Annotated in this window: 17 protein-coding genes; 9 read left to right on the forward strand and 8 right to left on the reverse strand. The window is 33.3% G+C overall.

Annotated elements, in window-relative coordinates; genetic code table 11:
- Window positions 1–47 precede the first annotated feature (47 nt).
- A complete protein-coding gene (gene pbpC, locus DMB71_RS16225; protein ID WP_111367849.1) occupies window positions 48–2,423 on the forward strand; it encodes a penicillin-binding protein 1C in 2,376 nt (791 codons plus the stop codon).
- A gap of 5 nt (window positions 2,424–2,428) precedes the next feature.
- On the opposite strand, the gene DMB71_RS16230 is transcribed toward pbpC, so the two are convergent.
- The 3 genes from DMB71_RS16230 to DMB71_RS16240 form a co-directional block, all read right to left on the reverse strand.
- Window positions 2,429–3,139: a hypothetical protein gene (locus DMB71_RS16230; RefSeq protein ID WP_111368064.1), complete on the reverse strand. Its 711-nt coding sequence runs from the start codon at window positions 3,137–3,139 to the stop codon at window positions 2,429–2,431.
- A 175-nt stretch (window positions 3,140–3,314) separates the two neighbouring features.
- On the reverse strand, window positions 3,315–4,859 hold the full coding sequence (locus DMB71_RS16235; RefSeq protein WP_111367851.1) for an Rne/Rng family ribonuclease: 1,545 nt from the start codon (window positions 4,857–4,859) through the stop codon (window positions 3,315–3,317).
- 411 nt (window positions 4,860–5,270) lie between these two features.
- Window positions 5,271–5,561: an HU family DNA-binding protein gene (locus tag DMB71_RS16240; protein ID WP_007805026.1), complete on the reverse strand. Its 291-nt coding sequence runs from the start codon at window positions 5,559–5,561 to the stop codon at window positions 5,271–5,273.
- Between the two features lie 140 nt (window positions 5,562–5,701).
- On the opposite strand from DMB71_RS16240, the gene mutY reads away from it, so the two are divergent.
- From mutY to gldD, 4 genes are read left to right on the forward strand one after another with little or no spacing between them, the layout of a single operon-like run.
- Window positions 5,702–6,748, forward strand: a complete 1,047-nt coding sequence (gene mutY, locus DMB71_RS16245) for an A/G-specific adenine glycosylase (protein WP_111367853.1) — start codon at window positions 5,702–5,704, stop codon at window positions 6,746–6,748.
- A 36-nt stretch (window positions 6,749–6,784) separates the two neighbouring features.
- The gene (locus tag DMB71_RS16250; protein WP_111367855.1) at window positions 6,785–7,222 is read left to right on the forward strand and encodes a single-stranded DNA-binding protein; all 438 of its coding nucleotides are present in this window, start codon (window positions 6,785–6,787) and stop codon (window positions 7,220–7,222) included.
- 27 nt (window positions 7,223–7,249) lie between these two features.
- Window positions 7,250–8,545, forward strand: coding sequence for a gliding motility-associated protein GldE (locus DMB71_RS16255; protein WP_111367857.1), 1,296 nt, complete (start codon window positions 7,250–7,252; stop codon window positions 8,543–8,545).
- 1 nt (window position 8,546) lies between these two features.
- Entirely contained in the window at window positions 8,547–9,107 is a 561-nt protein-coding gene (gene gldD / locus DMB71_RS16260; RefSeq protein ID WP_066032864.1) for a gliding motility lipoprotein GldD, read from the forward strand.
- A gap of 295 nt (window positions 9,108–9,402) precedes the next feature.
- Here the strand turns inward: gldD and DMB71_RS16265 are convergent, their stop codons facing one another.
- Complete coding sequence (locus tag DMB71_RS16265) at window positions 9,403–9,780, reverse strand: heavy-metal-associated domain-containing protein (RefSeq protein ID WP_111367859.1); 378 nt, start codon at window positions 9,778–9,780, stop codon at window positions 9,403–9,405.
- A gap of 97 nt (window positions 9,781–9,877) precedes the next feature.
- On the opposite strand from DMB71_RS16265, the gene DMB71_RS16270 reads away from it, so the two are divergent.
- On the forward strand, window positions 9,878–10,744 hold the full coding sequence (locus DMB71_RS16270; RefSeq protein ID WP_111367861.1) for a DMT family transporter: 867 nt from the start codon (window positions 9,878–9,880) through the stop codon (window positions 10,742–10,744).
- A 187-nt stretch (window positions 10,745–10,931) separates the two neighbouring features.
- On the opposite strand, the gene DMB71_RS16275 is transcribed toward DMB71_RS16270, so the two are convergent.
- On the reverse strand, window positions 10,932–12,980 hold the full coding sequence (locus DMB71_RS16275; protein WP_204251799.1) for a M16 family metallopeptidase: 2,049 nt from the start codon (window positions 12,978–12,980) through the stop codon (window positions 10,932–10,934).
- A gap of 12 nt (window positions 12,981–12,992) precedes the next feature.
- On the reverse strand, window positions 12,993–14,315 hold the full coding sequence (locus DMB71_RS16280) for a M16 family metallopeptidase (RefSeq protein WP_111367865.1): 1,323 nt from the start codon (window positions 14,313–14,315) through the stop codon (window positions 12,993–12,995).
- Between the two features lie 273 nt (window positions 14,316–14,588).
- Between DMB71_RS16280 and rplU the strand changes: the two genes are divergently transcribed.
- The 3 genes from rplU (at window position 14,589) to DMB71_RS16295 (ending at window position 16,746) form a co-directional block, all read left to right on the forward strand.
- Window positions 14,589–15,026: a 50S ribosomal protein L21 gene (gene rplU, locus DMB71_RS16285; protein ID WP_026728576.1), complete on the forward strand. Its 438-nt coding sequence runs from the start codon at window positions 14,589–14,591 to the stop codon at window positions 15,024–15,026.
- 24 nt (window positions 15,027–15,050) lie between these two features.
- Complete coding sequence (rpmA, locus tag DMB71_RS16290) at window positions 15,051–15,311, forward strand: 50S ribosomal protein L27 (protein WP_111367867.1); 261 nt, start codon at window positions 15,051–15,053, stop codon at window positions 15,309–15,311.
- Between the two features lie 139 nt (window positions 15,312–15,450).
- On the forward strand, window positions 15,451–16,746 hold the full coding sequence (locus DMB71_RS16295; protein WP_239452991.1) for a hypothetical protein: 1,296 nt from the start codon (window positions 15,451–15,453) through the stop codon (window positions 16,744–16,746).
- An 89-nt stretch (window positions 16,747–16,835) separates the two neighbouring features.
- Here the strand turns inward: DMB71_RS16295 and DMB71_RS16300 are convergent, their stop codons facing one another.
- Entirely contained in the window at window positions 16,836–19,595 is a 2,760-nt protein-coding gene (locus DMB71_RS16300; RefSeq protein ID WP_111367871.1) for an AsmA-like C-terminal region-containing protein, read from the reverse strand.
- Between the two features lie 51 nt (window positions 19,596–19,646).
- Entirely contained in the window at window positions 19,647–20,228 is a 582-nt protein-coding gene (miaE, locus tag DMB71_RS16305) for a tRNA-(ms[2]io[6]A)-hydroxylase (protein ID WP_111367873.1), read from the reverse strand.
- Window positions 20,229–20,279 lie beyond the last annotated feature (51 nt).

Genomic DNA, 20,279 nt, shown 5'->3' on the forward strand with positions numbered 1-20,279 from the left:
ATCTCTTATAATTTAAATTCGTGAATTCGTGGCGAAAAAAAAGAATATTGAAAAATAAATTAAAAGCGTTTTTCCAGCGCCTTTTAAACTGGATAAAAAGAAACAAAATAAAATCAGCAATTGCATTTCTGCTCTTGCTGATTTACTATTTTTCGATACCTCGAACTTTATTCAAAGAACCATACTCTACGGTAATAGAAAGCAAAGAAGGAGAACTTTTAGGAGCTAAAATTGCCCGAGACGGACAATGGCGTTTTCCTGCGCAGGACAGTGTTCCAGATAAATTCAAGAAATGTATCGTTTATTTTGAAGACGAATATTTCTATAAACATCCGGGTTTCAATCCAGGCGCAATGATTAATGCTTTTAAACAAAATAGAAAAGCAGGAAGAGTAGTTAGAGGAGGAAGTACATTGACGCAGCAAGTAATCAGACTTTCAAGAAAAGGGAAAAACAGAACCTACTTTGAGAAACTGATTGAGATTATTCTGGCTACAAGATTGGAATTAAGATATTCTAAAAACGAAATCCTCGAAATGTACGCGGCACATGCGCCTTTTGGTGGAAATGTTGTAGGATTAGAAATGGCTTCTTGGCGTTATTTTGGCGTTCAGTCTAATCAATTATCATGGGCAGAAAATGCTGTTTTGGCTGTTTTGCCGAATGCACCAAGTTTAATTTATCCAGGAAAAAATCAAATAAAATTACTAAATAAACGAAACCGACTTTTATTAAAACTGCATCAGGAAGGTGTTATTGACAAGCAGACTTATGAGCTTTCTATAGAAGAACCATTGCCGCAAAAACCGTATGATTTGCCTCAAATTGCTCCTCATTTATTGCAAAGAGTGGCAAAAAACGAAGAAGGGACCAGAGTAAAAACTACGATTGATTATGCGTTACAAAATCGTGTAAATCAAATTGCGAGATATTATTACAATCAATACAAACAAAACGAAGTTCATAATTTGGCTATTTTGGTAATTGATGTTCAGAGCAGAAATGTCATGAGTTATGTTGGGAATTCTCCAGCAGATTCAGATCACCAAAAAGATGTTGATATTATTGATGCGCCAAGAAGTACAGGAAGTATCTTAAAACCGCTTTTATACGGAGCGATGCTAGATGATGGTGAGTTATTACCTAATACTTTAGTGGCTGATATTCCAACCCAAATTTCGGGATATACACCTCAAAATTTTAATTTGACATTTGACGGGGCTGTTCCGGCACATCGTGCATTATCGCGTTCGCTGAATATTCCAGCGGTTTTAATGCTTCAGGAATTTACTGTAAACAAGTTTTATGAAGAGCTTCAAAAATTCAAATTAAAAAACATTAATAAAACGCCTGATCATTATGGTTTGTCCCTGATTTTGGGAGGTGCAGAAAGTAATTTATGGGATTTATGCCGAACATATGCCAATTTATCTTCAACGTTAAATTATTATACTAAAAATAAAAGTCAATATAGAACAAATGAGTTCACAGAATTAAATTATAAAAACGATTTTAAGCCTGATTTTGGCTCAGAAACCGATCAGAAGAATATTTTGGGCGCTGGATCAATTTGGTTGACGTATAACGCCATGGAAGAGGTTAACAGGCCCGAAGGAGATGAAGCTTGGAAATTTTATGACAGTTCGCTGAAAATTGCATGGAAAACAGGAACCAGTTTCGGGAACCGAGATGCGTGGGCTATTGGAACCAATTCAAAATATGTGGTTGGAATTTGGGTTGGAAATGCAACTGGAGAAGGAAGACCAACTTTAACCGGAGTTACCAGTGCGGCGCCAATTTTATTTGATGTTTTTAATTTACTTCCAAGACAAAGATGGTTTGATACGCCTTATAATGATTTGGCGGAAGTTGAAGTTTGCCGTTTAAGTGGTTATTTGGCAAAAGATAATTGTCCGAAAATCAAACAATGGGTTACTAAAAAAGGAAAATCGACTAAGGTCTGTCCATATCATAGAACAATTCATTTGGATAAAACGGAGCAATTTCAAGTAAACAGCAGTTGTGAAAGTATTGATAATATTGTTACTAAAAACTGGTTTGTACTGCCTCCAGTTATGGCGTGGTATTACAAAAGTCAACATATAGAATACCTGCCCTTGCCACCATTTAAAGAAGGATGCGAAGGAACACAGACCACAACAATGGATTTTATTTATCCAAAAGCAAATAGTAAAATCTATTTGACAAAAGATTTTAATAGTAACGTTCAGCCTGTAATTTTAAAAGTGGCTTATTCTGAAAGAGATAAAGAGTTATTTTGGTATGTTGATGATGTTTATAAAGCAACAACAAAAACATTCCATGAACTGCCAATTACTCCCACAACGGGAATACATTATGTCACAGTTGTAGATGCTTCAGGAAATGAAATAAGAAGAAAAATTGAAATTGTTAGGGAATAAAATACTTACATAACCTTTAATTGTCCAAAAGCTTTTTTATTATTTGAAAAACGTAAAGTAAGCGAGGTAGTAAAACCTTTGTAAACAGGCATTTTTTCGTTTGTATATGGAAAAGAATAGCCAAATCCTAAATCAATTGCATTTAAAAATGTAAACCCACCTAAAACATAGGCATTTTTATGAGAGCTTCCCGTTTTTATAAATAACAATTCTCTGTTATAAGATAAGTGTATATCAGGAAGACCATAATAATTTCCATTGTAGCTGTTTGTAATTCCAAAACCTGCTCCTAAGAATAGTTTGCTCTGATTTTTACAAGACAGGCAAAATTCTATACCTCCTGTTAAGAGGCTTTTGTTGGCTATTTTATAATCAATGTAAAAAATAGGCGATTCAGGGATTTTAAATCCTGTATTCTTGTTTGCTCGATAATCAAAATTGCTCGCATCGACTATTTTTCCTTCTTTACTAAACCACTCGGCTTTGCCGAATAAGTATTTAGCATCAAAGTCACTTGCATAACCTTGAAATTGTAGCTGATTATTGTCTAGATAATAATCTTTAATAACAAAAAGAGAATCAGTGTTTTGTATCTTGTAGCCTGTAGCATCTTTCGTCTTAATTTTATAAGGTTTAGTGCGGTAGTATATGGCATTACCTTTGTTGGTTGTTTTCCAGTTTTTGTCAAAAAAAATTGTATCATTTTGAGCTGACATTTTTGAATTGAATAAGAACAAAGAAAAAAAAGTATAAAGTAAGACTTTGAAAATTGGCTTAAAGATAGTAAAAGGCATTATATAATAATTTAGCCTGTAAAAGTAAGAAAAATAATATTTATCTGCTATTTGGAACAAAAAAAACCGCCAGTCTTTCGAAAGGCGGTTTTTGGTTTTATTCTGAAATAACATTTCCTTTATTATCGTAGAAATGATATTCTAAGTACGTGTAAGCGTCACGAGGTATGATTTTCACCCATTTCTTATGTTCAAAAAACCATTTTGAACGTAATGATGGAAAACCTTTGCTGAGGTATGCAGCCACAAACGGGTGTGTATTAAGCACAACCTTGTTGTGGGTTTTTAAAAGTCTTTCTAAATCAGCGGTGATCTTATCAATGATTAAAATTGGAGCTTCAATTTCGCCATTATGTTTGTTAGGATCTTCCTCTCTGGTTTTGATATTGACTTCTGGTCTTACTCGCTGTCTTGTAATCTGGACCAAACCAAACTTACTAGGCGGTAATATTTTATGTTTTGCTTTATCGTCGCTCATTTCTTCTCGCAAGAAGTCGAACAAAACTTTCCTGTTTTCTGGATTAGACATATCGATAAAATCAACTACGATTATTCCGCCCATATCTCGCAGACGCAATTGTCTGGCAATTTCTGCTGCAGCAATCATATTTACTTCCATGGCAGTGTCTTCTTGGTTGGTCGCTTTATTAGAACGGTTTCCGCTGTTTACGTCTATAACGTGAAGAGCTTCAGTGTGTTCTATAATAAGATAAGCACCTTTACTCATGGAAACAGTTCGGCCAAATGAAGTTTTGATTTGTCTCTCTATATTGTATTTCTCAAAAATCGGAGTGTCATTTGATTGATAAAACTTAACAATCGATTGTTTTGAAGGTGCAATTTCTTGCAGATATTCCTTCGTTTGATGGTACAACTCTTCATCATCTATTTGGATACCGCTGAAGGTATCGTTGAATACATCTCTTAATATTGAAGAAGCTCTGTTAAGCTCTCCTAATACTTTTGATGGATGATGAGCAGTTGGTAATTTTTTACACATTGCAGACCATCTGCCAAGCAGGTTCTGCAAATCTTTTTCTAATTCGGCTACGTTTTTGCCTTCGGCTACTGTACGAACAATAACACCAAATCCTTTAGGTTTGATCGATAGAACAAGTTTTTTTAGACGATCCTTTTCTTTTTTGTCTTCTATTTTTTGAGAAATAGAAACGCGATCAGAAAAAGGAACTAGAACGATAAATCTTCCGGCAAGAGAAAGCTCAGCACTTATTCTTGGGCCTTTGGTCGATATAGGTTCTTTAACTACTTGAACTAAGACAGATTGATTGGCACTTAAAATATCAGTAATGATGCCATCTTTGTCAATCTCTTTCTCAAACTGAAAGGTTTTTAGGGAGAAATCTTTTAATTTACCTGCGCTTACAAGTTTTATGAATTTCAGCTGAGAAGCTAGATTTGGACCTAAATCATGATAATGTAAAAAGGCATCTTTTTCGAAGCCAACATTCACAAAAGCAGCATTAAGTCCAGCAACTGGTTTTCTGATTTTGGCAATAAAAATATCACCAACCTGAAAGTTGCTTTTTTCTTCTTCTTTGTGTAATTCAATTAGTTTTCCATCTTTTAATAAGGCAAAATCTACTGCATCAGAACTAGATCTAATGATTAATTCTTTATTCACACTGTAAATTTTTATCCAGACTTTTAGTTTCAGGTTTTAAGTTTCAAGTTTCAAGTTTTACAACTCATAACTTAACACTCATAACTCATAACTGAATTGTAAGGATGGATTAAACAATATTTTTAACAGGTATTAACCCGGCTGGGAAAGTTAAATTTCAATTTATAAATTCCAAATTCAAACTAAATCGACGTTGAAGCCTTAATTTTTGGATTTTGGATTTTCTTTTTTTGAATTTTTGAAATTTCCCAAATTTCAATGAACGTTTAAAAAGAAAAAAGTAGTTTAAAACTACTTTTTCTTTTTGTGGCGGTTAGCTCTCGCTCTTTTCTTACGTTTGTGAGTCGCTACCTTATGTCTCTTTCTTTTTTTACCACTTGGCATATTGTGTCAGATTTATGTTAATTAATATTATTTTGCTTCGTTGTTAGTTTTAACTCCCTCTACAAAAACTTTTGCAGGTTTGAACGCAGGAATGTTGTGTGCTGGAATTTTAATAGTAGTGTTTTTAGAAATGTTTCTTCCAGTCTTTTCAGCTCTAGTTTTAACGATAAAACTACCGAAACCTCTTAAGTATACATTGTCTCCAGTTTCTAAAGAAGTCTTAACTTCTTCCATAAAAGTTTCTACTGTTGCTTGAACGTCTCCTTTTTCAAGACCTAGTTTCTCTGAAATCTTCGCTACGATATCTGCTTTCGTCATTTTCTTTCCTATTTTATTTTATAAATGGTGTACTATTTTTTTGAGTTTGCAAATATAGGAATTAAAAAAATAATTAATCAAGCTAATTCGTTAAATTTTAATTACATAAACATTTACTTTTGCAATCTAAGTATTTTGCAATGGATTTTCATAACATATTGATAAAATGGTATTTACAGCATAAACGTGATTTGCCGTGGCGAAAAACAGTCGATCCGTACCAGATTTGGCTCTCAGAAATTATGCTTCAGCAGACAAGAGTTGTGCAAGGAATGCCTTACTTTTTCTCATTTACCAAGGAATTTCCTACTGTAAAACATTTGGCAGACGCCCCCGAAGAGAAGGTTTTGAAACTTTGGCAAGGCTTAGGTTATTATTCTCGCGCTCGAAACCTTCATAAAACGGCTCAATATATAAGTAATGATTTAAATGGAGTTTTCCCTGATTCGTATAAAGAACTTCTAAAACTTAAAGGAGTAGGCGAGTATACTGCAGCTGCGATAGCTTCTTTTTCTTATAATGAATTGGTTCCTGTTGTAGATGGAAATGTCTTTCGCGTACTGTCTCGTTATTTTGATGTTGAGTCTGATATTGCGCTTCCCGCTACTAAAAGAGAATTTACGGCTTTGGCGCAAGAATTAATGCCAAAAGATAATCCAGCGATTTTTAATCAAGCTATAATGGAGTTTGGAGCGCTGCAATGTGTTCCTAAAAGTCCGGATTGTTCTGTTTGTGTTTTTAACGAAAGCTGTGCTGCATTGCAAAAAGGAAAAGTAAATATGCTTCCTGTTAAATCTAAAAAACTTAAAGTAACCAATCGTTATTTTAATTATTTGATTTTGGAAGATGTTTTAGGAAAGACAGTAATCCAAAAAAGAACCCAAAAAGGAATTTGGCTTAATTTATATGAGTTTCCTTTGTTGGAAACAGAATCGATTATTGGTTTTAATGAGGTTTCCAAAAAAGCAAAAGAAGAAATTTTTCCTGAATACACCATTATAAGTATAGAAGATTACAGTGAATCGACCATCGTACATAAACTTTCGCACCAACATCTTCATATTCAATTTTGGAAAATTAAAGTACAGGAGAAAATCGAAAACGGAATAGATTCTCAAAAATTAAAAACTTTTCCTTTTCCTATTGCGATATATAATTTTATAGAAAAGCAAGAAATAAATTGCTAAAAAAATGTATCTTTGGGAGAAATACTACCAAAAACTATGAACGGAACATTAAATAAAGTGATGCTTATTGGCCATTTGGGCGATGATGTAAAGATGCATTATTTTGATGGAGGAAACTGCATCGGACGTTTTCAGCTGGCTACCAATGAGGTGTATATCAATAAAACGACCAATGAAAAGATTACCTCTACAGAATGGCATAATTTGGTTGTGCGTAATAAAGCCGCAGAGATTTGCGAAAAATATCTTTCTAAGGGAGATAAAATTTATGTAGAAGGAAGAATAAAATCTCGTCAGTGGCAGACTGAAGATGGAACGACAAAATATACTACAGAAATTCAGGTTACAGAGTTTACTTTTCTGACTACCAAAAAAGAAACTGCATATACAAAGCAAAACCAGGATGCGGAGTCGCCAAAAAATACTAACTTTGATGCTCCTGAAGGGCTTCCAATCAATGATCTGCCTTTCTAAAGTGATGTTTAACTAATTTTATGCAATTTGGACCCAGAGCCCAGTTTACTTTTTTCTACCAATCTTGACGCCAATTTAATTATTGGTTTCGTCGGAATTTTTATTTTGTTATTTCTTTCAGCAATCGTTTCTGGTGCTGAAGTTGCTCTTTTTTCTTTATCACAGCAAGATATCGACAATTCTTTAAATGATAATCCTGCAAAAGGAAAAATTATTTCAAACTTATTAGATAAGCCTAAAAAGCTTTTAGCAACTTTATTGGTTGCAAATAACTTCTTTAATATTGGTGTAGTAATCCTATTTGCTTATTTAGGACAGAGTATTTTTGCTAGTGTTAGTTCGCCAGCTTTTAAATTTACGCTCGAAGTAATTCTGGTCACTTTTCTAATTTTATTATTTGGCGAAGTGCTTCCTAAAGTTTATGCAAGCAGAAACAGCGTTCGATTTGCCAAACGTGTCGCTTATCCGTTGGCATTTTTAGATAAAGTGCTTACTCCGATTAGCTTGCCGATGCGTGCCGTTACGATATATTTTCAAAACAAATTAGGAAAGCAAAAAAGTAATTTCTCTGTCAATCAACTTTCTCAGGCATTGGAACTTACAGATTCGGAAGGAACTTCGACAGAAGAACAGAAAATCCTTGAAGGAATTGTTTCTTTCGGAAATACTGATACAAAGCAGGTAATGAGTCCAAGAATTGATATTTTTGCATTGGAAATAACAGAGACATTCGCAGAAATTTATCCTAAGATAATTGAAACAGGATTTTCAAGAATTCCAGTTTATCGAGATAATATTGATCAGATTGAAGGCGTGCTTTTCGTAAAAGATTTGCTTCCTCATATTGATAAGGAAGAGTTTGATTGGACTTCTTTAATAAGAGAAGCGTTCTTTGTTCCTGAGAATAAAAAACTGGATAATCTATTGAAGGATTTTCAAAGCTTAAAAAGCCACTTAGCAATCGTAGTTGATGAATATGGCGGAACTTCTGGATTGGTTTCTTTAGAAGATGTTATCGAGGAAATAGTTGGTGATATTAGTGATGAATTTGATGATGAAAACCTGAACTTCTCACAAATAGATGAGAATAATTTTCTTTTTGAAGGAAAAATAAACCTGAAAGACTTCTACAGAATTGTAGATGTTGACGAAGATGTTTTTGAAGCTCATAAAGGCGAAGCCGAAACTTTAGCTGGATTTATTCTAGAGATTTTGGGCAATTTCCCTAAAAAAGATCAAAAAGTGCCTTTTGAAAACTGTATTTTTACCGTAGAAACAGTTGATAAAAAGCGTGTAAAACAAATAAAAGTAACTATAAATTAAAATGCTTAATAAAATACTTTCAATAACAGCAATTTTGCTTGCGCTAACGGTTATAAGCTGTAAAAATGATGTTCTGCCAAAACCAGCTAGTTTTCTGCGATTAGATTATCCAGAAGCAAAATATGTTAACTTTGAAAACACTTGCCCATTCACTTTTCAAATGAATGAAGATGCCATCATCAAAGGAGAGAAAGAGTGCGGATTTGCCATCACGTATCCCAAGATGAAAGCGACCATTTATTTGACATATAAGCCAGTAAATGGTAATATTGATAAATTGTTACGTGATGCTCAAAAACTGACTTACGAGCACGTTATTAAAGCCGATGATATTCTAGAACAGCCATATTTAAACCCACAGAAAAAGGTTTACGGAATGTTTTATCAAGTTGATGGAAATGCAGCCACAAACTCTCAGTTTTACGTTACAGACAGTACTAAACACTTTTTAATAGGTTCGATGTATTTTTACGCAAAACCAAACTTTGACTCGATTATGCCTGCTGCAAGTTATGTTAAGAATGATATGCAACGTTTGATGGAAACGTTGAAATGGAAATAAAAATGAGAAAAGGATTCAATTTGAATCCTTTTCTCATTTTTAATATTAGGGTCTCATTCCGTAGGAATGTTTCGTTGGTAAAAAAAACAACCAGATGTTTTATGTTCCGTAGGAATGTTTGATATGCAGAATTGTAAAAAAAATCTCAAAACCAGATGTTCCTACGGAACGTAAAAATCAACAATAATATAATTTTCTACCAACGAGGTGTTCCTGCAGGAACAATCTAGGATGAAAATAAAAATGGCTGTTTCTATTTTTGAAACAGCCATTTTTATTTTGTTGAATTTCGAATTTAAGACTTAAAATTCGAAACTTTATATGTTTTTCCGTCTCCAGTTTCTTGAACTACTTTTGTCAAAGATTCTGAGTTTTGGACTGTTTTATCAAAACTTACCGTTGCTGTCTTCTTATCAAAATCAACAGTTGCTTTTTCAACTCCGTCAAGGTTTGCTAATTCTTCTTCGATAGTTTTAGCGCACCCAACGGCACACGTCATTCCGTCAATTGTAAAACTTGCTGTTTGAAGATTTTCAGCAGCGATTGGTTTGAGTTCTTTTGGAGCACTTTTTTCTTTATTTACCACTTCAAGACTTTTGTCTTCTGCTTTTTTACAGCCAACGAACACTAAACCAGCGATTGCTGCAGCGAATAAGATTTTTGAAATTTTCATATGTGAATTTTATTTATTACGTTAATTTTCTTACAAAATTTAAAAATTAAATTGTCAGTTTACAAAAATATTACATTTTTGCATCAAAATACAATTTATGGAAACAAAACAGTTAAAGTGGATTTACCTAGCTATTCTTTCTCTTATCTGGGGAAGTTCTTTTATTCTGATAAAAAAAGGGCTGATAGGTTTGACAGCTATTCAGGTTGGTTCTTTTCGAATCGTTTTTGCAGCATTGTTTTTATTGATTGTTGGATTTAAGAGTTTAAAAAAGATTTCTCGACACCAATGGAAATTTGTTGTTATAACTTCAATCTTTGGTACTTTCATTCCGGCATATCTTTTTGCTATCGCAGGAACTCAGGTTAATAGCTCGATTGTGGCTATTTTGAATTCTTTAACGCCTTTAAATACTTTGATCTTAGGAATTATAGCTTTTGGGATTCAATTTCAGAAACGACAAGTTCTGGGGGTTTTAGTAGGGCTTGTAGGCTGTCTGCTATTAATATGGAGCGGAGGATCTTCTGGAGGGACTCAAAATTTTTTTTACGTTTCATTGGTTGTTATTGCAACATTAAGTTATGCGATAAATGTAAATTTGATTAAAAAATATTTACACGATTTAAATTCGGTAAGTATAACAACAGGAAATTTTGCGGTTTTGCTTATACCAGCACTAATTATTTTGAGTACGACAGATATAAGTCAAAAAATACATTTTACGGAAACGCAGCATTCTGTATTATTTGTAATGATTTTAGGAGCTTTAGGAACAGGAATAGCCAATATTCTTTTTTTTAAACTGATTCAAATGTCATCACCAGTTTTTGCAACGTCAGTAACGTATTTAATTCCAATTGTAGCGTTCTTCTGGGGATTGTTAGATAACGAATTTTTGACGCCAATTCAATCTGTAGGAGCTTTTATTATTTTGATAGGGGTTTATTTGTCGGCTAAGAAGTGATTTTTTTGAGTTTTGAATTATAAGTTATGAATTATGAGTGGGCTTCGTCTTAGCTTGATTTGATAAAACTTAGTAGATAAAAAGAGCCTTGTCAAAGTTTCAAACTTTGACAAAGCTCTTAAGAATTTTATTTTTAAAGACTCAGACAAAACCTTTGTTCCTTTGAGCCTTTGCAACTTTGAACCTGCTATAAAAAATCTTTCTCAGAAACTCCTTCGTTAATCTTGATGTCAGACATTTTAATATCCAATTCAAAACCAACATTCTGAACTAAGTTAAACGGAACTTTAACGCCTTTTACTTCTTTATAATCGTTGAAATTAGTGATTTGTTCAACTGATTTTCCGCCTTGTTCACGAACTTTAGATTCGGCAGTTTTTAGGCCTGATTTAATATCGTAATAATACTTTGTTTTACCGTCTTTAATCACATAAGCATCACTTCCGTTAATCGGTTCGATTCCTTCCACTTTTAGATCAGTTCTTTTTACAAGTTGCAGTTCTTCAAAAGGAGCGGCATTGGCTTTCATTTCGGCTAAATCTTCCCCTTCAAGGTTTTTTCTTTGGCCTTGTTGTTCAACGTAAGCGCCTTTTTCGTTAACCACCTGTTTCATTAAATTCATTGTTCCCATAGACAGCGAAACCATCATTTTTCCTTTTGAATCTAATTTAGATGTAAATGTCAATGGACTAGGAGCTTGCGGTATCGTTGTTGAGCCATTCATGTATAATGTTTTTACGGCTGTAACGGCTTGTTCTCCACCAATAGCTTTAATATAGTTTTCAAAAACTGTTTTCGCACTAATATCTTTTGGCGCTTCTTTTTTTGCTGAAGGTTTTTCAACTGGATTTCCGTATTTGTCGAAATACGAAATTGGAATCTGTAATTTTTCTAGACCAGGAATAACATCAGAACCTTTTCCGACAATGACAATTCGCATATTGTCCAATAAAAAGTATTTGTTGGCAACGCGGTAAATATCGTCAGCAGTAACGTTATTGATGGTTTGAATGTATTTTTCGTAGAAATCAATTGGAAGTTTTTCTGTTTCAATATTTAAGGCATATCGTGCAACAGCTTGTGGTTTTTCAACTTGCATTACAAATCTCCCAATGTAACCCGCTTTTACGTTTCTTAAAACTTCTGGATCAACTCTTTCGGTTCTGATTCGTTTAATTTCCTTTACAAATTGTACAACAGCACTATCTGTTACGGTATTTCTAACCGCCGAAGATGCTTTGAATTTAGTTACATATTTTCCGCTTCCAATGCTTGAATTTGCGCCGTAAGTCCATGCGTGCTGCTCGCGAAGATTCATGTTTAAATAACTATTAAAATCGCCTCCAAGAATTTGATTGGCAATAACCGCTGGGAAAAAATCTGGATCGATCATTCTTAAATTTACAGTGTTTACCAATGAAATTTCAGATTGAACTGCATTTGGTACGTCAACAAAATCTATTTGTAAGTTTGAAACATTTGTCGGATTTGGGTACGTGTTTTTTGGAGCACTTTGCTTTTTCCATCCGTTGAATAATTTTTCAACAGCTGTTTTTACATCTTTAAATTTTACATCGCCAATAACGACCAAATAAGCGTTTTCAGGAACAAAATAAGTATTGTAATTGTTTTGAACATCAGCAAGCGTTACGTTTTTTACAGTTTCTTCAGAAAGATATTCTCCGTTAGGATGGTTTTTTCCAAATGCTAAAACATCAACTACTCGGTTTGAAATTGCAGGAACGCTTTTTTCGTCGGCTTTTAAGCCTTCTAAAAGTTTTGCTTTTTCTTTGTCAAATTCTGCCTGAGTAAAGTTTGGCTGTAAAGCTCCTTCTGCCAAAAGCTCTAAAACACGTCCAGAATATTTTGATAATGTACTTGCGTAAGCGCCTTGAGAAGTGAAATTGATGTTGGCTCCATAAAAATCAATTTCTTCGTTAAAAGCTTCTTTGGTTGTTTTTTTAGTTCCGTTTCCGATTAGGCTACTGGTCAATTCGTCAACACCTTTTTTATTGCCTTCAGTAAATGGAGCATTATCCAGAGTAAGTGTATAGCTCACTCTAGGCAATTTGTGGTTTTCAACAACCAAAACCTTCATGCCATTTGATAAAACAAAAGTCTGCGGTTTTTTGATGTTGACTACTGGGGCATTTCCTGGTTTGGGTTGTGGACGATCTTGTGCTTGCATAATTCCAGTTAGGAAAGTAAGGATTAAAAAAGTATATATTTTTTTCATGATTCGATATTCTTAGTTTTGAGATTTGGCTGTCGGAATATAATCTAAAATCAAACGCTGATTTGGGTTCAAATACTTCTTGGCAACTTCTCTAATTTCTTCTCTTGTAATAGAATGATAGATGTCGATTTCAGTATTAATTAGATTGACATCGCCATATAGAAGATAATAAGAAGCCAAATTTTCTGCAATTCCCTCTACGCTTGCATTAGCATTTACGTAATTGTTATCGAATTTGTTTTGTAATTTTTCGTAATCTTTTTCAGAAATAAGATCAGTTTGAATTTTTACAATTTCCTCATCCATTTCCTTTAAAATATCATTAATTGTGTATGGTGCCATCGGAAGACCATAAAGAATATACGTTCCATAATCTTCTTGGCTAAAACCTACAGCGCCAATTTGTAACGCCATTTTTTTGTCGTCAACAATTTTTTTGTAAAGTTTCGAGCTTTTTCCATCGCTTAAATAAGAAGAAATCAAATCTAAAACTCTGGCATCTCTGGTTTTCATTGAAGGGGTTCTGTATGACGCCACAATCATCGGAATCTGAATGTTTGGATCTTCGTAAGTAGCTGTGATTGGCTGCGTAATCGGGTCTTCAACATAAGTTTGTTTTTTAACTTCTTCACCTTTCGGAATTGGCCCAAAATATTTCTGGATCCATTCTTTTGTTTTTGCTTTTTCGAAATCTCCAGCAACGACTAAAACAGCATTGTTTGGAGTGTAGAATTTTTTATTGAAAGCTTGGAATTCTTCAAGAGTTGCGGCGTCCAGATCCTTCATAGAACCGATAGTTGTCCATCTGTAAGGGTGCTTTTTGAACATGTTTTTCTTTACCTCTGGCAAAATATTTCCATATGGCTGATTATCGTAACGCATCCTCTTTTCTTCTTTTACGACCTCATTTTGAGTGTCCACACCAATTTTATTGATGATAGGATGCATTAATCTCTCAGATTCCATCCATAAACCAAGTTCTAGGCTATTAGAAGGAAAAACTTCATAATAATATGTTCTGTCGTCTGAAGTGTTAGCATTGTTAACTCCGCCATTCGCAGTAACGATTTTCATCCATTCACCACGTTTTATATTTTGAGTTCCTTCAAATAATAAATGCTCAAAGAAGTGCGCAAAACCTGTTCGATCAGGACGTTCGTCTTTTGATCCAACATGATACATTACCGAAGTTATGACAACTGGAGCAGAAGGATCATTATGTAAAATGACATGCAATCCATTGTCTAAATCGTATTCTTCAAAAGCTACTTTTTGGGCATGAGCCACTCCGCCAAGCATTAATGCAGCACTTAACATCATTATTGATTTTTTCATAAAGATTAATAATTTTAAAATATCAACAATAGTAGGTAGACAAGAGTTGATTTTGGTTACACCAAAAATAGTTTTTTTTAGTTATGTATTACAGATTTGTTTTCAAATAAATGCGATTTTAACAATCTTTTACTTTAAATTAATTTTGTTTTCTATGTGGAACTGCTTGAAAAACAAGGTTTTTTTGAGTAAAAATATTTTTGCTTTTATGGGTTGCATAGTAAATTATTAGTTGTATATTTGCAACCTTAAAATTCAATAAATCAATTTGATATGTATGCAATCGTAGAGATAGCAGGGCAACAATTTAAAGTAAGCAAAGACTTAAAGGTTTATGTTCACCGTTTAGCTAATGAAGAAGGTTCAAAAGTTTCTTTTGACAAAGTTCTTTTATTAGATGACAATGGAAATGTAACTTTAGGCGCCCCAGCTATAGAAGGTGCTTCAGTAGAAGCTAAAGTGTTACAACACTTAAAAGGAGATAAAGTTATCGTTTTCAAAAAGAAAAGAAGAAAAGGATACAAAAAAAGAAATGGTCACAGACAATATCTTACTCAAATTGTAATTGAAGGTATTACTGCAGCAGGAGGAACTAAAAAAGCAGCAGCTAAAAAAGCAGTTGTAGCAGAAGAAGCAGCTACTGAAGAAGTAGAAGCTCCAAAAGCAAAAAAAGCAGCTCCAAAAGCAAAAAAAGAGACTACTAAAGAATAATAACAATATTTAAACTCATACGTCATGGCTCACAAGAAAGGTGTCGGTAGTTCGAAGAATGGTAGAGAATCAGAATCAAAACGTCTAGGCGTTAAGATTTATGGTGGTCAAGCTGCTATTGCTGGAAACATCATCGTTAGACAAAGAGGTTCAAAACACAATCCAGGTGAAAACGTTTACATCAGTAAAGATCACACTTTACATGCTAAAGTTGCTGGAGTTGTTAAGTTCCAAAAGAAAAGAGATAACAAATCTTATGTATCTATTATCCCATTTGAGGCGTAATAATCATAGATTATTTTTTATAGGAAACCCGTTCTGAAAAGAACGGGTTTTTTATTTTTAACTTAAAACAGTTTGGTAGGAACTTGCATTTGCAAGACCGAAGATAATTCGATATCTTCAATTCTTTAAAATGTATAAGTTGAAAAAAATAGTCGTATTTGCCCTTTTATTCTGTATAAGCACTTATGGTAAAGTTGTGACAGATAGTGTTGCCATTCATTTGAGCGCGCTAAACAATAAGCAGAAAAATGTTCTGTATGAATTTGAAGTTCTAAAAAAGAATGGTTTCAATACAGATAAGTTTTGGAATGCGCATAAAAATGAATTTCCTAGTTTAAGTAATAATTTGAGAGATGAATTAGCTAGGGAAGTTTTTCTAAATTCAGATATTATTTATACTCCACAAAAAGATTCTGCTGTACAATTGTGGATGCAGACGCAATTGCTGACCAATTGGATGTTTTATCTTTCTGCATTCGTAGCTATTTGCGCCGTTGTTGCTTTGTTTAAAAGGTATTGGAATCTGATAATTGAGTTTATAGTTCGTCATATTGCTCCAGTATTAAAAATTTTGTTTTCACCAGTTTTACTGACTTTAGAATTGCTTTTAATTGGCGCGGCGTGTATAATTTACGGCTGTATGGTTGAAGAATTTGTGCTGCGAACCGTAATTATTCATCTAGGCTTATTTTTATTATGGAGCCAGTCTACAGCTTTATTTACTAAAGAATATTGGATTAAGAAATATGTTTACGAAATAGAAAATAACTTTTGGGGTAAAAATTCTTGGGAAACCATAAAAACGATATGCTTTCCAGCTTTTATAGTTACAATTGCGCTTTTATATGTATTGTATAAAGTTCCTGCCGATGTTTTTTATAATTACGAAGTAGTATTATCAGGAATTGCTGCGATTTATGCTTTGCCTTTCTGGCGTTCTTTAGAAAAGTATATTTATCCTATTTTATTTCCTTTTTATAAAGAAGATTTTAGAGATAGAAGTATTAATTCTCTAGCAGCCTGTACTGTTGTTGCAGTTGTTGTCACGATAGTTTTTGCATGGCAAGAAAGCCTTGTTTTTTATAATATTATTTCGGCTTTAATAAGTTTATTGATTTTGTCATTTTTAATTTTGTCATTAAAAATGAATCACAAACATAGTTCAAGAAACTATTATTTTATACAATTTGTTACGTTCTTTTTTCTCTGTTCCGTTTTTATATATGGTTTTTATCTTCATTTAAATGAAGTTATCTGGTTTGCAATTATAGGGTCAACTCTGTTTATAATAATAAAATATATGGAGGTTTTTTCTTTTTTCTCAGATTGGAAAAGAGGAAGGGGCTGGGCTTGGAAATTGCTTGGTTTAGCTTTGTTGTTATGGTTAATGGGTAAAGGGATTTTATACCTTTCTGCGCAAATATTTACAGTTTAAGCTATCTCTAAAGAAAAACCTTTGTCAAAGTTTTAAACTTTGACAAAGGTCTATAGTGAGAATTGGAATTTCTAGAATTAGAGTTTTGTTTATTCGGTATCTTTCGTTTCTTCCAAATCTTCGGTTTTCTTACCGACTTTTACTTTAGGATTATCTTGAGTTCCCGTAACAGTTAGTGGAATTCCGAAAATTCCAAAAGGAGGTAATCCTAAACGCATTTTTAGGTTTAATTTTCCATCTAAGCTTGTTGTTCCTTCAATTCTTGGTCTAAAGCCGGCAAACTTAAATTTAAAGCGTTCTACGGTTATGATATTGTTCTTAACTGTTGTTTTGATATCAACTTTAGAAAGATCTGGATTTTTCATCGATTCAGAATTGGTTTGTTTGCTTACAGCATTAAACATTTTCAAACCTCTCACTTTTACATCTTTTACAGAAAGAGTTCCGCCTCCAACAAGCGAAGGGTAAACAGGATCCATATTTCCGTTTAAACGGCCTTTTAATTGGTAATCTAAAGAAACGATTCCTTGCGCTTTTTCTGCGGCGCTCGCCATTTTTCTGAAAACTTCAACTTCATTATACGCTCTCTTAATGTCAAAATCTGTTGCTTTTATAGAATAATCAAAATTGGCTTTTTGTGGTGTTACAGCTTGATAATTGGCATTCATTGAAACGTTGCAACCAATTAAATTAAAACCAGTGTTTTGCATGGTCAATTTACCATTTTTCATGGATAAATTTCCAGTTGCATTTTGAAGATTTAATTTGTCGAAATTTACCTTTTGTGCATTGGCAAATAATTGTAAGTTTAAATTGGTTGGAATAATAATAACGCCTGTCTGAGTATTTTCAGATGGTTTGGTTTCGGTTTTTGGAGCAGAAGTCTGTGTTACAGATGTATTCGGATCTACGCTTGACATGAATTCATCAACGTTGATATATCTTGATGTAACTTTAAAAGAACCTTTTAAAACTCCTGTATTGGTCATTACATAATTTAAAACGTTCTGAAGATAACCATTCATTTTAAAATCAGATTGCCCGTATGCAGCAAGAAAATTATTGAAAGACATTTTATCCTGATTGATTTTGAAAATTCCTTCTTTGATGATGAATTTCTTCGGAAGATATTCAGAAGTAATTCCAATGTTTCTTAATTCAAGAGTTCCCTTATTATTTAATTTGCTGTAATTCCCTTTTTCGGCATCGCTTTGTTTTCCTTTTAAAGATACGTCAGCTTTTACAAAACCATCAAAATCAAGACCTTTTTGCGAGAAAACTCTATAAATTCTGCTGATATCCAATTCACCTTTTGCCTTCACATCATAACTCAAATCATCAAAATTGCTTAAGTCAGCCTGTACAAAAACAGGTTTTCCTTCAAAAGTAAATTGAGTCGGCTGTAAGTTTACTTTCAGATCGGCAAATGTCCCTTTCTGGTTTTCTATTTTCGATTTAATCGTAATATCAGTAATTGGATTTGGATAATATGGCGTTTTTAAATATCCATTATCCAAATTAAGAACTCCGTTTGTTACAGGAAAACGCTTAGTCTTTTGGTCAAATACTCCATTTGCTTTTACATCACCAGCCAGAGTTCCTTTTAATTCAATATCTGGAATTCCAAGTGCCTTCATTAGTTTTTCAAGATCGATTTTGGCCTTAAAATCAGCATTAATATCTGGCGTGTTTATACCTTTAACCAAGAATTTCGATTTTAAATAATCTTGATTAATCTTTAGCGATAGGTTTTTGGCATCAACAATTGTCAAATCTGGATTTAGAGAAGGAACGGTTGTTTTAACATCTAAATTTAGGTTTGAAACTGGAAATGCGCTTTTGTTATAATTGACAAAACCGTCAGTTACTTTTACATCCAAATCCAAATCAGGAGCAATATTTTCAGAAGCAATATATTTTCCTTTTAAAGTCAGGAGCAGATCTGCATTTCCTTTTAAATCTGTTTTAGAAAGCCAAGTAATATATTTTGGAGGTAAGGCTGTAAAAACATCATAAAGCTTGCTGTTATTGGATTTAATAACAAAATCCATATTGTAGCCATCTTTCAAAAAATCAAACTTCCCTTTAAAATCTACCAGAAGCTGATTGATTTTAAGGTTATTCTGCTGAAAAAAGAAAGAAAGCGAATTGATGTTTACTTTTGTAATCAAATCGGCATCAACCTTTTTGTTCATTAAATACGGTTCGTCTTCATAAACGATATTTAATTTTTCGATGTTTGCTTTAGAATATAAATCAAAAACAGCTTTGTTTAAATCTCCTTTTCCTAAATAATTAAAACCGAATGCGTCAAAATGAACTTTAGTCGATTTATCATCATAAACAATTTTACTGTTTAAAATTTCAATTCGTTCCAGTTTAAGCGCCGTATCGCTACTATCTTTAGATTTAGAAGCTTGTTCTTGCGATTTATAAATATTGTAATTCGCTTCTCCTTCAGGATTCACTTTTACGTTTATAAAAGAATCTGATAAATAAATCTGATCAATTTTTACCGATTTGCTGAAAATCAGACTCGCCACATTTATTCCGAAAGAAACCTCTTTTGCGGTAATGAATTTTTCGTTTGTATAAGGTGCCGAACCATTCAAACTTAAATTGTCTAAGGTTAAAGTAAGTGAAGGAAAATGGTGGAAAAACGACACCGAAACATCAGAATAATTCAATTCTGCGCTTAACCTTTCGTTGGCTGTTTTCTTAATTTGTTCTTTAATCTGATCCTCAAAGACAATAGGCGTTAAAAATAATAATCCTATAATAACTGCGAAAGTTATTCCGGTATACTTAGCAATTTTAAAAACGATTGATCTCGATTTACTTTTTTGCATAACGAATTGTGGTTTTTAAATATAAAAATAGAGTTGAAAAAAGAGCGTAATTTATCCGTGAACTGTTTCACTTTTACCATAATTGGTAATAATAGAACCTTCATATTCAATCCATTCTTTCCAGCGTTTATCGATATCGATATTATCTTGATATTTTCTGGCAAATCCTAAAAAAGTAGTGTAATGTCCTGCTTCAGAAATCATTAAATCACGGTAGAATTTAGCTAATTCTGGATCTTGAATATTTTCTGAAAGCACTTTAAAACGTTCGCAGCTTCTGGCTTCAATCATTGCCGAAAACAATAATCGGTCGCAAAGAGCATCTCTTCGGCTTCCGTCTTTTTTCATGAATTTAAAAAGCTCATTTACATAATGATCTTTTCGCTCACGACCTAAAGTAAGTCCACGTTGTTTTATGATGTTATGAACCATCTGAAAATGTTCCAGTTCTTCTCTGGCAATTTCAAGCATTTCGGTTACCAATTCTTCGATTTCAGAATTGTAAGTCACGATACTAATCGCATTTGAAGCCGCTTTTTGCTCGCACCAAGCATGATCCGTTAAAATTTCTTCGATATTTGACTCAACTATATTTACCCAGCGAGGGTCTGTAGCTAATTTTAATCCCAACATAATTTCCCAGCATTTAGATTTTGCAAAATTAGTGTTTTTTTACGACCGAAT

Origin of the sequence: Flavobacterium tistrianum, assembly GCF_003254545.1 — a bacterium.
Classification (GTDB): Bacteria; Bacteroidota; Bacteroidia; order Flavobacteriales; family Flavobacteriaceae; genus Flavobacterium; species Flavobacterium tistrianum.